The sequence below is a fragment of the Streptomyces sp. ERV7 genome, assembly GCF_001653515.1.
Lineage (GTDB): Bacteria > Actinomycetota > Actinomycetes > Streptomycetales > Streptomycetaceae > Streptomyces.
On sequence record NZ_LYOY01000001.1, the window covers coordinates 572,534 to 585,904 of the forward strand.

Genomic DNA, 13,371 nt, shown 5'->3' on the forward strand with positions numbered 1-13,371 from the left:
CCTCACAGATGCACGTCCTCGTGGTGCACAACCGCTACTCCTCAGCGCAGCCGAGCGGCGAGAACAAGGTCGTCGACCAGGAGGTGGAGCTGCTGCGCGCGGCCGGCCACCGGGTCGAGGTGTTCGAGCGGCGCAGCGACGACATCGGCGCCATGTCCCTCCTCGCCAAGGTCGCGGTGCCCCTGCGGGTGCCGTGGAACCCGGCGGTCCGCACGGAGCTCACCGCCCGGCTCCGCGCCGAGCGGCCGGACATCGTCCACGTCCACAACGTCTTCCCGCTCCTGTCGCCCGCGGTGCTCGCCGCCTGCGCCGACGCCGGTGTGCCCGCCGTCGCCACACTGCACAACTACACCCAGGTCTGCCCGCCCGGCACGCTGCAGCGGGACGGCCGGCCGTGCACCGAGTGCGTCGGGGCGACTCCGCTGCCCGCCGTCCGGCACGGCTGCTACCGCAGCTCCCGCCTCGCGACGGTGCCGCTCGCGGTCAGCCTGTCGGTCAACCGGCGGCGGTGGTGGTCCGGTGTGGACCGGTTCTTCTGCATCTCCGCGGCGCAGCGCGACGTCCTGGCGCGGGCCGGCATGCCGGCCGAGCGGCTGGCGGTGAAGCACAACTTCGTGCCCGAACCGGGCGTCCGCCGAGCGGGCGCCGGCGAGCACGTGCTCTATCTCGGCCGGCTCGCGGAGGCCAAGGGTGTACGGCTGCTCATGGCCGCGTGGGACGAGATCGCCGCGAGCGGCGGTGTGGGCGTGCCGCTCGTGATCGCCGGCACGGGGCCGCTGGAGCCGGAGGTGACCGCCTGGGCGGCGGGCCGGGACGACGTGCGCCACGTCGGTCTGTACGACCCGGCCCAGTGCCGGGAGGCCATCGCGCGATCGGTCGCGGTGGTGGCTCCATCGACGTGGCTGGAGGCGTTCGGCCTGGTGGTCGTGGAGGCGATGGCGGCCGGGGTCCCGACCGTCGCCGCCGGTCACGGCGCCTTCGTCGAACTCGTCGAGGACGGCGTGACCGGGCTGCTGCACCGGCCGGGCGAGTCCGCCTCGCTCGCGTCCTGCGTGCGCCGGATCGCGGCCGAGCCGGACCGCAACCAGGAGATGGGCCGGGCGGCCCGGCGCCGTTACGAGCAGGGGTTCAGCCCGGCCGTCGGCCTGGAGCGCCTGGTGGAGGAGTACCGCACCGCGATCGCGGGGCGGTCAGCACTGACTCGCGGCGGGGACACCCGCGCGAGCAGGGGGGATGGGGACAGTAGATGACACGATGCCGACTCTGCGGCTCGGAAGCGATGGCGAGCGTCGTCGACCTCGGGGCGACGCCACCATGTGAGAGCTTCCTCGCCGCGGACCAACTCGACCAGCCGGAGCCCGCGTACCCGTTGCACCTGCGGGTCTGCACCGACTGCTGGCTCGCGCAGATTCCTCCGCTGATCACGCCGGAGGAGACGTTCAAGGAGTACGCGTACTTCTCCTCGTACTCCACCTCCTGGGTGGAGCACGCGCGCACGTTCGTCGCCGACGCCGTCCAGCGGGTGGGTCTCGGCCCCGACGCCTTCGTGGTGGAGGTCGCGAGCAACGACGGCTATCTGCTGAGGCACGTGGTGGACCGGGGGATCCGCTGTCTCGGCATCGAGCCGTCGGTGAACGTCGGCGCCGCCGCGCGGGACGCGGGTGTGCCGACGCTCACGGAGTTCCTGAGCCCGGACACCGGCTCGGCCGTCCGCGAGGAGCACGGCCCGGCGGACCTGGTCGTGGCCAACAACGTGTACGCGCACATCCCCGACGTGGTCGGCTTCACCCAGGGGCTGCGCGCCCTGGTCGCCGACGACGGCTGGGTCTCCATCGAGGTGCAGCACCTGCTGACCCTGATCGAGGAGAACCAGTACGACACGATCTACCACGAGCACTTCCAGTACTACACGGTCGCGTCCGCGATCCGGGCACTGGCCCGCGGCGGACTCGCCCTGGTGGACGTCGAGTTGCTGCCCACGCACGGCGGCTCCATCCGGCTGTGGGCCCGGCCCACCGAGGTGGCGGGCGAGCCGTCCCAGCGGGTGTCCGACGTGCTGGCCAGGGAGAAGGCCGCCGGCCTCCAGGAGCTGTCCGGGTACACCGATTTCTCCGCCCGGGTGGCCAAGGTGCGCCGGGACCTGCTGCGGTTCCTCGTCGAGGCGGCCGAGCGCGGCGAGAGGGTCGTCGGCTACGGAGCCCCGGGCAAGGGAAACACCCTGCTCAACCACTGCGGCATCCGGCCCGACCTGCTCGCGTACACCGTCGACCGCAACCCCTACAAGCACGGCCGGTTCACCCCGGGCACCCGTATCCCGATCCTGCCGCCCGAGCAGATAGCCGCCGACAGACCGGACTACGTCCTCGTCCTGCCGTGGAACCTCCGGGCCGAACTGGTCGAGCAGCTGTCCTTCGTCCACGAATGGGGCGGCCGGCTGGTCTTCCCCATCCCGGAATTGAGCATTGTCGAGGCCACATCATGAAGGTCGTTCTGTTCTGCGGCGGTTACGGGATGCGGATGCGCAGCGGAGCCGCCGACGACGTGCCCAAGCCGATGGCGATGGTCGGCCCGCGACCGCTGATCTGGCATGTGATGCGCTACTACGCGCACTTCGGGCACACGGAGTTCATCCTGTGCCTCGGGTACGGGGCCCACCACATCAAGGACTTCTTCCTCAATTACCAGGAGACGACGTCCAACGACTTCGTGCTGCGGGGCGGGCGTACCGAGCTGCTGTCCACCGATATCGCCGACTGGACGATCACGTTCGCGCAGACCGGCGTCGAGTCACCGATCGGGGAGCGGCTGCGCCGGGTGCGGCACCACCTGGACGGCGACGAGATGTTCCTCGCCAACTACGCCGATGTGCTCACCGACGCCCCGCTGCCGCAGATGATCGAGAACTTCGCCCGGCGCGACGCCGGTGCGTCGATGATGGTGGTGCCTCCCCAGTCCTCGTTCCACTGCGTGGAGTTGGGCGAGGACGGCCTGGTGGGCGGTATCACCGCGGTGAGCGAACTGCCGCTGTGGGAGAACGGCGGCTACTTCGTGCTGCGCCAGGAGGTCTTCGACCACATACCGGAGGGCGGTGACCTGGTCGCCGACGGCTGCGCCCAACTGGCCAAGCAGGGCCGCCTCGTGGCGCACCAGCACCGCGGCTTCTGGAAGCCGACCGACACCGTGAAGGAGCGGGCCGCGCTCGACGACGCCTACGCCCGGGGCGACCGCCCGTGGGCCGTGTGGGAACGGGACGGCGCGGGGGTGCGGGCGTGATCCGGCTCGGGGCCCGGCCCCTGGACCGGATCGTCGCGGTGGGCGCGCACTGCGACGACATCGCCATCGGGGCGGGCGGCACGCTGCTCACGCTGTGCCTCGCGCGGCCGGGCATCCGTGTCGACGCGCTGGTGCTCTCCGGCGGTGGCGGCGAGCGGGAGCAGGAGGAGCGGGCCGCGCTCGCCGCCTTCTGCCCGGGCTCCGACCTGCGGCTGACCGTGCACAAGCTGCCGGACGGCCGGCTGCCGGCGCACTGGGAGGAGGCCAAGTCCGCGGTGGAGGAGCTGCGCGAGCGGACCGAGCCGGATCTCGTGCTCGCCCCGCGCACCGACGACGCGCACCAGGACCACCGCGGTCTGGCGCGGTTGATACCCACCGCGTTCCGCGACCACCTCGTGCTCGGCTACGAGATCGTCAAGTGGGACGGCGATCTCGGCCGTCCGACGGCGTACCAGCCGCTGTCGCCGGAGATCGCCGAACAGAAGGTGCGGCTGCTGCAGGAGCACTACCCCTCGCAGCGGCACCGGCCCTGGTACGACCGGGAGGCCTTCCTCGGTCTCGCGCGTATCCGCGGCATCGAATGCCACGCGCGCTACGCCGAGGCGTTCGCCGTCACCAAACTCACTCTCGACCTGGGGGAATGAACAGTGCGTGTACTACTGACCGGGCACCAGGGCTACCTGGGCACCGTGATGGCCCCGGTCCTCGCGGCCGCCGGACACGAAGTCGTCGGCCTGGACGCCGGTCTGTTCGCCGACTGCGTCCTCGGCCCGCCGCCCGTGGACCCGCCGGGGCCGCAGGTGGACCTGCGTGACGTCACGGCCGAGCACGTGGCCGGGGTGGACGCCGTGATCCACCTGGCCGCGCTCTCCAACGACCCGCTGGGATCCCTCGCACCTGAACTCACCTACGACATCAACCACCACGCGTCCACACGCCTGGCCCGGCTGGCCCGCGAGGCGGGAGTGCGGCGCTTCCTGTACGCGTCGACGTGCTCGGTCTACGGCGCCGCCGGTGGTGACGACCTGGTGGCCGAGGACGCCCCGCTGCGCCCGGTGACGCCGTACGCGGAGTCCAAGGTGCGGGTGGAGGACGACCTGCACACGCTGGCCGACGGCGACTTCAGCCCGGTGTTCATGCGCAACGCCACCGCCTTCGGCTACTCGCCCCGGCTGCGGGCCGACATCGTGCTGAACAACCTGGTGGGTCACGCGCTCCTGTCCGGCGAGGTGCTGGTGCTCTCCGACGGCACGCCCTGGCGCCCGCTGGTGCACGCCGCCGACATCGCACGGGCCTTCGCGGCCGCGCTGATCGCACCACGGGAAGCGGTGCACGACGAGGCGTTCAACATCGGCAGCGAGACCAACAACGTCACGGTCGCCGAGATCGCCGAGCAGGTCGCCGAGGCGGTGTCCGGATCGAAGGTGAGGATCACCGGGGAGAACGGCGCCGATCCGCGGTCGTACCGGGTGGACTTCTCCCGGTTCCGCGCCGCGATTCCCGGCTTCGACTGCGAGTGGACGGTGAAGCAGGGCGCGGTCGAACTCGCCGAGGCCTACCGGAAGTTCGGGCTGACCAAGGAGGACTTCGAGCGGCGCTTCACCCGCCTCGCCGTGCTGCGCGCGGCGTCCGACGCAGGCGCCGTCGACGACACCCTGCGGTGGCGCCGATGACCACACCCGGCGAGGAGATGCACGCGCTGGTGAAGCGGTTGTATCCGCTCTGCCGGAGCATCACCGGCGACGGTGTGCGCGCCACCCTGGACATCGTCGGCGAGTACATCCCGCTACAGGTGCACGAGGTGCCGACCGGGACGCAGGTACTGGACTGGACGGTGCCGCAGGAGTGGAACATCCGGGACGCGTACGTCGCCGACGCCGCCGGGAACCGGGTCGTCGACTTCGCCGCGTCCAGCCTGCACGTACTCGGCTACAGCGTGCCGGTGTCGGCGACCATGCCGCTGGCCGAGCTCCGCGCACACCTGCACACCCTGCCGGACCACCCGGGTTGGGTGCCGTACCGCACCAGCTACTACGAGCCGGAGTGGGGGTTCTGCCTGGCCCAGGAGACCCTGGACGCGCTGCCGGAGGGCGAGTACGAGGTGTGCGTCGACTCCACGCTCGCCGACGGCCACCTCACCTACGCCGAGCACGTGGTCCCCGGGCAGGTCCCCGACGAGGTGATCGTCTCCTGCCACGTCTGCCACCCCTCGCTGGCCAATGACAACCTGGCCGGCATCGCGGTGGCGACGTTCCTGGCCCGGGCACTGGCCGAGGAAACGCCGTACTACACCTACCGGTTCATCTTCGCGCCCGGCACCATCGGGGCGATCACCTGGCTGGCCCGCAACGCGGAGCGGGTGGATCGGGTCAAGCACGGGCTCGTGCTGGCCTGCGCCGGCGACCGGGGCTCATTGACGTACAAGCAGAGCAAGCGCGGCGACGCGGAGATCGACCGGGTGATGCGGCACGTCCTGGATGCCTCCGAACGCCCGCACCACGTCAGGGAGTTCACTCCGTACGGCTACGACGAGCGGCAGTTCTGCTCCCCCGGGTTCAACCTCGGCGTGGGCTCGCTCAGCCGGACCCCGTACGCCGGCTACCCCGAGTACCACACCTCGGCGGACAACCCGGACTTCGTCTCCCCGGAGGCGATGGCGGACACGCTCGCCGTCTGCCGCGAGGCGTTCGCCGTGCTCGACCGCAACCGGCGGTACGTCAACCTCAGCCCGTACGGCGAACCGCAGCTGGGCCGACGCGGGTTGTACGACTCGCTCGGCGGCCGCAGCGATGCCAAGCAGGCCGAGATGGCGATGCTCTGGGTGCTCAGCCTCTCCGACGGCGAGCACAGTCTGCTGGACGTCGCCGAGCGGTCCGGGCTGCCGTTCGACGCCGTCGCCGCCGCGGCCGGTGCCCTGCACGGCGCCGGGCTGATCAAGGCGTGACGCCGATGACCGCCGAGGGGGAGAATCCGCGGACGACGGCGCCGCCGGCCGGATCCGGCCGGCGGGCCCTCGTCGGCCGGCTGTCCTGGGGACTGGCCGACCAGGCGGCCTCCAGCATGAGCAACTTCGCGGTGGGGATCTATGTGGCGCGCTCGCTGGGGGTGACCGCGTTCGGCGTGTTCAGCCTCGCCTGGGTGACCTACGGCGTGGTGCTCAACGTCTCCCGCGGGCTTGCCACCGATCCGCTCGTGGTGCGCTTCAGCGGGGTGCCGGAGGCGTCGTGGCGCGGGGCGGTGGCCCGGTCGACGGGTACCGCGCTCGGCGTCGGCGCCGCCATCGGTGCGGCGTGTCTGGTGGTCGGCCTCGCTCTCGGTGGCCGTGTGGGTCCCGCGTTCGCCTGCCTCGGCGTCATGCTGCCGGGGCTGCTGCTGCAAGACGCCTGGCGGTACTCGTTCTTCGCCGCGGGCACCGGGCGGAAGGCGTTCGTCAACGACGTCGTGTGGGGCGTCGCGCTCGTCCCGGCCATGGTGGTGGCGGCCCGCGTGGGCAGCGTGGCCGCCTTCGTGCTCGCCTGGGGCGCGTCCGCCACGGTGGCCGCCGGGTACGGCTACATCCAGTCCGGCATCCTGCCCCGGACGACCCGGGCCCGCGGCTGGCTGCGCGAACAGCGCGACCTCGGCTCCCGGTACCTGGTCGAGAACGTCAGCCTCAGCGGCGCGAACCAGCTGCGGGCGTACGGCCTCGGCGTCATCGTCGGGGTCGGCGCGGTGGGTGCGGTCCGGGGCGCGGAGCTCCTGCTCGGCCCGTTCCTCGCCATCCTGATGGGTCTGTCGCTGGTCACCGTCGCGGAGGCGGCACGGGTGCTGCGGCGGGCCCCGCACCGCCTCGGCAGGTTCTGCCTCCTGCTGGGCGGCGGGCAGGCCGCCGCCGCACTGCTCTGGGGCGGGGCGCTGCTGCTGATGCCGGACCGGCTCGGCGCGTTCGTGCTCGGCGACGTCTGGCCCTCCGCCTCCCAGCTCATCGTGCCGGTCACCCTCGGCGTCGCGGGCGCCGGCCTCGGCACCGGCGCGGCGGCCGGACTGCGCGCGCTCGCCGCGGCCCGGCGCAGCCTGCGCTGCCAGCTCTTCGCCTCCGCCTGCTATGTCAGCGGCGGGCTCGGCGGAGCGGCCCTGGCCGACACGGTCGGCTCGGCCTGGGGCGTCGCCGCCGCGACCGGCTGCAGCTCGGCCGTGTGGTGGCTGCAACTGCGGTCCGCCCTGCGCGAGCACCACCACGTACCCATCCGCGAAGTGAGGACCTCATGACCGCCCAACCCAGGCTGAGCATCGGCCTGCCCGTGTACAACGGCGAGGAGTACCTGGCCGAGTCGTTCGACGCCCTGCTCGGCCAGACCTACGAGGACTTCGAGCTGGTCGTCTCCGACAACGCCTCGACCGACGGGACCGAGGACATCTGCCGCCGGTACGCCGCGAAGGACTCGCGCATCCGGTATCTGCGGCTGTCCCGGAACATCGGCGCCACACCGAACCACAACCGTGTGTTCGCCGAGTCCCGCGGCGAGCTGTTCAAGTGGGCCTCACACGACGACCTGTACGCCCGCGACCTGCTGCGGCGCTGTGTGGAGGCGCTGGACGAGCGGCCGGACATGATCCTCGCGCACTCCGGCCAGGCGGTCATCGACGGCGACGGCCAGGTGAAGGTCCCGTACGAGTACACGCTCGCCACCGACTCACCGCACCCCCAGGACCGCTTCCGCAGCCTGCTGTTCGAGCCCGGCGGCGACGACTTCTACGGGGTGCTGCGCGCCGACGTGCTGCGCCGGGTGAAGCCGATGGACAGCTACCACCACGCGGACCGCACGTTCATGGCCGAGATCGCGCTGCACGGCCCCTTCCACCAGGTGCCGGAGGTGCTGTACTTCCGCCGTGACCACCCCACCCGCGCCGAGCGGGCGAACCCCTCCAAGCGCTCCCGGTGCGTCAACCTGGACCCGCGCCGGGCGGGCCCGCTGCACCCGACGCCCCGGCTGCTCGCCGAGTACGTCTGGGGCTTCGCCTCGGCGATCCGGCGGGCCCCGTTGTCCTCGGCCGAACGGCGGGCCTGCTACCGCCACTTGACCGCGTGGCTGACCAGCCGGGTCCGGCCGGGCGCCGGTGAGCGGGTCGAGGACCGCGCCCCGGTCGACCCCGCCAAGCTGACCGTCTCCGTCGACGCCCTCGTCGCCGGCCGTGAGGGGAGGCGGACATGAGCGCTGTCCGCATCGGGGTGTTCGGCCTGCTCGGCTCCGGCAACCTCGGCAACGACGGATCGCTGGAGGCGCTGCTCGGGTATCTGCGCGCCGAGCACCCCAACGCGGTCGTGGACGCGCTGTGCGGCGGCCCCGAGGCCGTCACGGCCCGGTTCGGGATCCCCGCGACGCGGCTGCACTGGTACCGCGGGGAGTACCGGACCGCGTCGCGGGCGGGCGCGGTCGCGGGCAAGGGTCTGGGCAAGCTCGTCGACGTCTTCCGCACCGCCGCCTGGGTGCGCCGGCACGACGTGGTGATCGTGCCGGGCATGGGCGTCCTGGAGGCCACGCTGCCGCTGCGGCCGTGGGGCTTTCCGTACTCGCTGTTCCTGCTCTGCGCGAGCGGACGGCTGCTTGGCACCCGGGTCGCGCTGGTCAGCGTCGGCGCCGCCGAGATCCGCGACCGGCCGACCCGGGCCCTGGTGCGCTGGTCGGCGCGGCTGGCCGCGTACCGGTCCTACCGGGACACCCAGTCCCGTGACGCGATGCGGGCGATGGGCGTGGACACCGCACGGGACGAGGTCTACCCGGACCTGGCGTTCGCCCTGCCGACGCCACGGGTGAGCACGCCCGCCGGCTCGCCGGGTCCCGTCTGCCTCGGTGTCATGGACTTCCACGGCGGCAACGACGACCGTGCCAGGGCCGAGGAGATCCACCGGCGCTACCTCGACGGGACGATCCGGTTCGTCCGTACGCTGGTCGAGGAGGGCAGGCAGGTCCGGCTGCTCACCGGCGACACCTGCGACGCGACGGTGGTCGCCGCGATCCTCGACGCGGTGGGCTCACCGCTGGTCACGGATGCCGAAGTCGCCTCGCTGGCCGACCTGATGAAGGAGACGGCGGCCGCCGACACCGTGGTGGCGATCCGCTACCACAACCTGATCAGCGCGTTGAAGGCCGGCACACCGACCCTCGCCCTCTGCTACGCGGCGAAGAGCGACGCGCTCATGGACCGGATGGGCCTGGCCGCGTACGTCCACCCGGCTCGCGAGGTCGACGCCGACCGCCTGACCGAGCAGTTCCGGGCGTTGGAGAAGCACGCGCCGGAGCTGCGGCAGACCCTCGCCGAGCGGAACCTCGCCGCCGCCCGGCAACTCCAGGACCAGTTCACCGAGTTGACCGCGGCCCTGTTCCCGACGACCGACCACAAGCAAGCCCACGCCCGCCAGGAGGCGCCATGAAAGCCGTCGAAGTCCCGGAGATCGCGGGCGCTTACCTCTTCGAGCCGACGCCGTACGCCGACGAGCGCGGCTTCTTCTGCCGCACCTTCGACGCCGACGTGGTCCGCTCGGTGGGCCTGGACCCGAGCGCCTTCATCCAGGACAGCGTGTCCCGCTCGGTCCGGGGTGTGCTGCGCGGCCTGCATCTGCGCTCCGGCGCCGGCGAGGCCAAGCTGGTGCGGTGCTCGTACGGGCAGATCTTCGACGTCGTCGTGGACCTGCGGCCGGACTCGCCGACGTACCTGGGCCGCGCCTTCTTCGAGCTGTCCGGCGAGACACAGGTGACCCTGTACATCCCGGCGGGGTGCGCGCACGGCTTCCAGGCGCTGACCGAGACCACCGACACCTCGTACCGGATCGACCGCCCGCACGATCCGGCCGAGGATGTGACGATCGCCTTCGACGACCCGGAGCTCGCCATTCCCTGGCCGCTGCCGGTCACTTCGATGTCCCAGCGGGACCGGGAGGCGCCGAGCCTCGCCGAGGTCCTGAACCAAAAGTACTGAAGCGCAAGGAAAGTTGAGGTCGGCGTGGACACCGAGAACACCGGAGAGTTCCTCCTGCCCCGGTCGCGACTGGCGAACGAGCGGTTGCACGCCATGATCCCCGGCGGCGCGCACACCTACGCCAAGGGCGACGACCAGTACCCCGAGAACCTCGCCCCGGTCATCAGCCACGGCCGCGGTGCCCATGTGTGGGACATCGACGGCAACCGCTACATCGAGTACGGCTCCGGCCTGCGGTCCGTCAGCCTCGGCCACGCCCACCCCCGCGTGACCGAGGCGGTGCGGCGGGAAATCGATCGCGGCAGCAACTTCGTACGGCCCTCCATCGTCGAGGTCGAGGCCGCGGAGCGCTTCCTGGCCACGGTGCCGACCGCCGAGATGGTGAAGTTCGCGAAGAACGGCTCCGACGCCACCACCGCCGCGGTACGCCTCGCCCGCGCGGCCACCGGGCGTCCACGGGTGGCCCTCTGCGCGGACCACCCCTTCTTCTCCGTGGACGACTGGTTCATCGGCACCACGCCGATGTCCGCCGGCATCCCGGACGCGACCAACGAGCTCACCGTGACGTTCCCGTACGGGGATCTGGCAGCCACGGAGGAGTTGCTCACCCGGTACCAGGACGAGGTCGCCTGCCTCATCCTCGAACCCGCCACCCACAGCGAGCCGCCGCCGGGATACCTGGCCGACCTGCGCGAGCTGGCCGACCGGCACGGCTGCGTCCTGGTCTTCGACGAGATGATCACCGGCTTCCGCTGGTCCGAGGCGGGCGCCCAGGGCCTGTACGGCGTCGTCCCCGACCTGTCCACGTTCGGCAAGGCGCTGGGCAACGGGTTCGCCGTCTCCGCGCTGGCCGGGCGCCGCGAGCTGATGGAGCGGGGCGGGCTGCGTCACTCCGGCGAGAGGGTGTTCCTGCTGTCCACCACGCACGGCGCGGAAACGCACTCGCTGGCCGCCGCGATGGCCGTGCAGACCACCTACGTCGAGGAGGGGGTCACCGCGCGGCTGCACGCCCTCGGCGAGCGGCTGGCCGCCGGTGTCCGCGCCGCCGCGGACGGCATGGGCGTCGGCGAGCACATCGTCGTCCGGGGCCGGGCCAGCAACCTGGTCTTCGCCACCCTCGACGAGAGTGGGCAGCCGTCGCAGCGGTACCGCACGCTGTTCCTGCGCCGGCTCCTCGCGGGCGGGGTGCTGGCCCCGTCGTTCGTGGTGAGCAGCGCGCTCAGCGACGCCGACATCGACCACACCGTCGATGTGGTGGCCCAGGCATGTGTGGTGTACCGGAAGGCGCTGGATGCCGGTGATCCCACGCCCTGGCTGGCCGGGCGGCCGGTGAAGCCGGTGTTCCGCCGCCTGGCATGACGTGACGTCAGCGGCGCTGCCGCCGACCGGCGTCGGACCTCCGATCCTCGCCCAGCCGGTCGGCCGTCCGGTCGACGAGCCACGCGGTCGCCGGTATCACCGCCAGCGCGGTGCACCAGCCGCCGAGGACGTCGGTCGGGTAGTGCGCGCCCAGGGCGACCTGCGCCCAGCCCATGGCGGCACCGGCGACCAGCGCCGCGACGAGCACGAGTGACGTACCGGCCGTCCTGCCGAGGCCGAGCCGGTCGGCCACGAGCAGCGCCACGACGAGGGCGAGTGCGGTGAAGAAGGCGGTGTGCCCGCTCGGATAGGACAGGTTGCCGTCGCCGTGGATGGTGCGTCCCACCAGATGCTTGAGCAGCGTCGCCGATCCCACGGTCATACCGACCCCGGCAACGGCGAACACCGCCGCGCGAGGACGCCGAAGCAGCAGGCAGCCCGTCACGGCGGCCACGAGCAACGCCGCCGATCCGGCGGGCTCCCCCAGGAAGTCCATGGCCAGAGCGACGCGCCGCCACGGTGGCCGCACACTGTCCGCCGTCGGCCGGACGATCCACACGTCCACCCGGCCGCCCTCGCCGTGGCCGGCGTACAGGACCCCGAGCACGACGACCACCAGCGCGGCGAGCACCGCGATCAGCCCGAGCCGCGCGCGCAGCGACGGGGGCACCACCGCACACACCGACCGGCCGTTCATACGCCCACCGCGTCCCGCTCATGACCGGGACGGGGATACGCCCGCACACCGATGCAGACCATCCGGCAGATGCGACGCACCTCCCCCTCCCGTCGGCATGACGGGGCACTCGCCACCCTAACCAGCAATACGGTCGCACAAACGGCCGTCGGACAAGTACGCCGCGAGAATCCCTGTCGCAGGTGCGTCAGAACTCCAGGACCCCCACGTCCCGCACCGTCTGCGCCAGCCCCCGGATCAGCTCGTTCTCCGCGTCCTTGCGCCAGATCAGGGCGAAGGAGAGCGAGCCCATGTCGGGGACGGGGACCCAGCGCAGGTGGGACATGGACCAGTAGCGGGTGACGTGGGAGGGGAAGGGGTGGACTATCTCGCGGGTGCCGACGAGGTTGATCAGTTCGTCGGCGTCGGTGATCGGCTCGATGCGCTCGATCGTCTTGCCCCGGGGTGTCTGGAACGACAGATAGCCGTCCTCCCAGTAGTCGGGCATGTCGGGGGCCATGGCATGGGCGAAGTCGGCGAGGGCTTCCAGGGGGACGGAGGAGCGCTCGGCGAGTTCGTGGTCGGCGGCGACGGCCAGGACGCGGGGGTCGCGGAACAGGACCGGCCCCACCGTGAGATCGGGCTCGTCCACCGGCAGCCAGGAGATGAGGACGTCCATGTCGCCCTCGCGGAGCCTGGTGAAGGGCTCGACGTAGGGGGCCCGGCGCAGCTGGAGTTCCCACTCGGGATGGCGGGCGGAGAACGTCTGCCAGTAGCGGTGCAGCTCGGGCACGTTGAAGGGCAGCATGCCGACGCGCAGCCGGGCGGTCTTGCCGCGGACGGTCATCCGCGCGCGTTCGAGGCTGTTGCGCAGGTTCGTGTAGACCGGCTCCAGGTCGGCGCGCAGCTGCCGGCCGAGCGGGGTCAGCCGGACCTGACGGCGGTTGGAGCGGTCGAACAGCAGCCCGCCGAGTCTTCGTTCCTGGCGGCTGATGGCCTGACTGACACGCGCCTGGGTGAGATGCAGCCGGGCGGCGGCCCGGCCGAAATGCAGCTCGTCGGCCAGTGTCAGAAAGATCTCGATGTCGCGTATCTCCATGTGCCGT

The 13,371-nt window shown here is 72.0% G+C and carries 13 protein-coding genes; 11 read left to right on the plus strand and 2 right to left on the minus strand.

Annotated elements, in window-relative coordinates; genetic code table 11:
* Window positions 1-8: 8 nt before the first annotated feature.
* The 11 genes from A8W25_RS02520 to A8W25_RS02570 are packed head-to-tail and all read left to right on the plus strand — an operon-like array spanning window position 9 to window position 11,589.
* On the plus strand, window positions 9-1,250 hold the full coding sequence (locus A8W25_RS02520) for a glycosyltransferase (protein WP_067156632.1): 1,242 nt from the start codon (window positions 9-11) through the stop codon (window positions 1,248-1,250).
* Entirely contained in the window at window positions 1,247-2,482 is a 1,236-nt protein-coding gene (locus tag A8W25_RS02525) for a class I SAM-dependent methyltransferase (protein WP_067155020.1), read from the plus strand. Before A8W25_RS02520 ends, A8W25_RS02525 begins: the two co-directional genes overlap by 4 nt.
* Window positions 2,479-3,273 carry a sugar phosphate nucleotidyltransferase gene (locus tag A8W25_RS02530; RefSeq protein WP_067155023.1) on the plus strand — a complete coding sequence of 265 codons (795 nt, stop codon included), beginning with the start codon at window positions 2,479-2,481 and terminating at the stop codon, window positions 3,271-3,273. The genes A8W25_RS02525 and A8W25_RS02530 overlap by 4 nt, the downstream gene beginning before the upstream one ends.
* On the plus strand, window positions 3,270-3,917 hold the full coding sequence (locus A8W25_RS02535; protein ID WP_067156630.1) for a PIG-L deacetylase family protein: 648 nt from the start codon (window positions 3,270-3,272) through the stop codon (window positions 3,915-3,917). The genes A8W25_RS02530 and A8W25_RS02535 overlap by 4 nt, the downstream gene beginning before the upstream one ends.
* Window positions 3,918-3,920: 3 nt before the next feature.
* Window positions 3,921-4,946, plus strand: a complete 1,026-nt coding sequence (locus tag A8W25_RS02540) for an NAD-dependent epimerase/dehydratase family protein (protein WP_067155026.1) — start codon at window positions 3,921-3,923, stop codon at window positions 4,944-4,946.
* Entirely contained in the window at window positions 4,934-6,217 is a 1,284-nt protein-coding gene (locus A8W25_RS02545; protein ID WP_067155029.1) for a DUF4910 domain-containing protein, read from the plus strand. Before A8W25_RS02540 ends, A8W25_RS02545 begins: the two co-directional genes overlap by 13 nt.
* 5 nt (window positions 6,218-6,222) lie before the next feature.
* On the plus strand, window positions 6,223-7,521 hold the full coding sequence (locus tag A8W25_RS02550; protein WP_067156634.1) for a hypothetical protein: 1,299 nt from the start codon (window positions 6,223-6,225) through the stop codon (window positions 7,519-7,521).
* Entirely contained in the window at window positions 7,518-8,465 is a 948-nt protein-coding gene (locus A8W25_RS02555; RefSeq protein WP_067155032.1) for a glycosyltransferase family 2 protein, read from the plus strand. The genes A8W25_RS02550 and A8W25_RS02555 overlap by 4 nt, the downstream gene beginning before the upstream one ends.
* A complete protein-coding gene (locus tag A8W25_RS02560) occupies window positions 8,462-9,685 on the plus strand; it encodes a polysaccharide pyruvyl transferase family protein (protein ID WP_199831647.1) in 1,224 nt (407 codons plus the stop codon). Before A8W25_RS02555 ends, A8W25_RS02560 begins: the two co-directional genes overlap by 4 nt.
* Entirely contained in the window at window positions 9,682-10,230 is a 549-nt protein-coding gene (locus tag A8W25_RS02565; RefSeq protein ID WP_067155035.1) for a dTDP-4-dehydrorhamnose 3,5-epimerase family protein, read from the plus strand. Before A8W25_RS02560 ends, A8W25_RS02565 begins: the two co-directional genes overlap by 4 nt.
* Before the next feature lie 24 nt (window positions 10,231-10,254).
* The gene (locus tag A8W25_RS02570; protein ID WP_067155038.1) at window positions 10,255-11,589 is read left to right on the plus strand and encodes a glutamate-1-semialdehyde 2,1-aminomutase; all 1,335 of its coding nucleotides are present in this window, start codon (window positions 10,255-10,257) and stop codon (window positions 11,587-11,589) included.
* Window positions 11,590-11,596: 7 nt separating this feature from the next.
* Here A8W25_RS02570 and A8W25_RS02575 read toward each other — a convergent pair whose 3' ends face one another.
* Complete coding sequence (locus A8W25_RS02575; RefSeq protein WP_067155041.1) at window positions 11,597-12,286, minus strand: phosphatase PAP2 family protein; 690 nt, start codon at window positions 12,284-12,286, stop codon at window positions 11,597-11,599.
* 187 nt (window positions 12,287-12,473) lie between these two features.
* A complete protein-coding gene (locus A8W25_RS02580) occupies window positions 12,474-13,364 on the minus strand; it encodes a LysR family transcriptional regulator (RefSeq protein ID WP_067155044.1) in 891 nt (296 codons plus the stop codon).
* Window positions 13,365-13,371: the final 7 nt, after the last annotated feature.

What these genes read in the sequence shown, in the direction of transcription:
- A8W25_RS02550 (WP_067156634.1), top strand. Translation starts at nt 6,223, where the DNA reads ATGACCGCCGAGGGGGAGAATCCGCGGACGACGGCGCCGCCGGCCGGA.
- A8W25_RS02520 (WP_067156632.1), top strand. Translation starts at nt 9, where the DNA reads ATGCACGTCCTCGTGGTGCACAACCGCTACTCCTCAGCGCAGCCGAGC.
- A8W25_RS02580 (WP_067155044.1), bottom strand. Translation starts at nt 13,364, where the DNA reads ATGGAGATACGCGACATCGAGATCTTTCTGACACTGGCCGACGAGCTG.
- A8W25_RS02560 (WP_199831647.1), top strand. Translation starts at nt 8,462, where the DNA reads ATGAGCGCTGTCCGCATCGGGGTGTTCGGCCTGCTCGGCTCCGGCAAC.
- A8W25_RS02565 (WP_067155035.1), top strand. Translation starts at nt 9,682, where the DNA reads ATGAAAGCCGTCGAAGTCCCGGAGATCGCGGGCGCTTACCTCTTCGAG.
- A8W25_RS02555 (WP_067155032.1), top strand. Translation starts at nt 7,518, where the DNA reads ATGACCGCCCAACCCAGGCTGAGCATCGGCCTGCCCGTGTACAACGGC.
- A8W25_RS02525 (WP_067155020.1), top strand. Translation starts at nt 1,247, where the DNA reads ATGACACGATGCCGACTCTGCGGCTCGGAAGCGATGGCGAGCGTCGTC.
- A8W25_RS02575 (WP_067155041.1), bottom strand. Translation starts at nt 12,286, where the DNA reads ATGAACGGCCGGTCGGTGTGTGCGGTGGTGCCCCCGTCGCTGCGCGCG.
- A8W25_RS02530 (WP_067155023.1), top strand. Translation starts at nt 2,479, where the DNA reads ATGAAGGTCGTTCTGTTCTGCGGCGGTTACGGGATGCGGATGCGCAGC.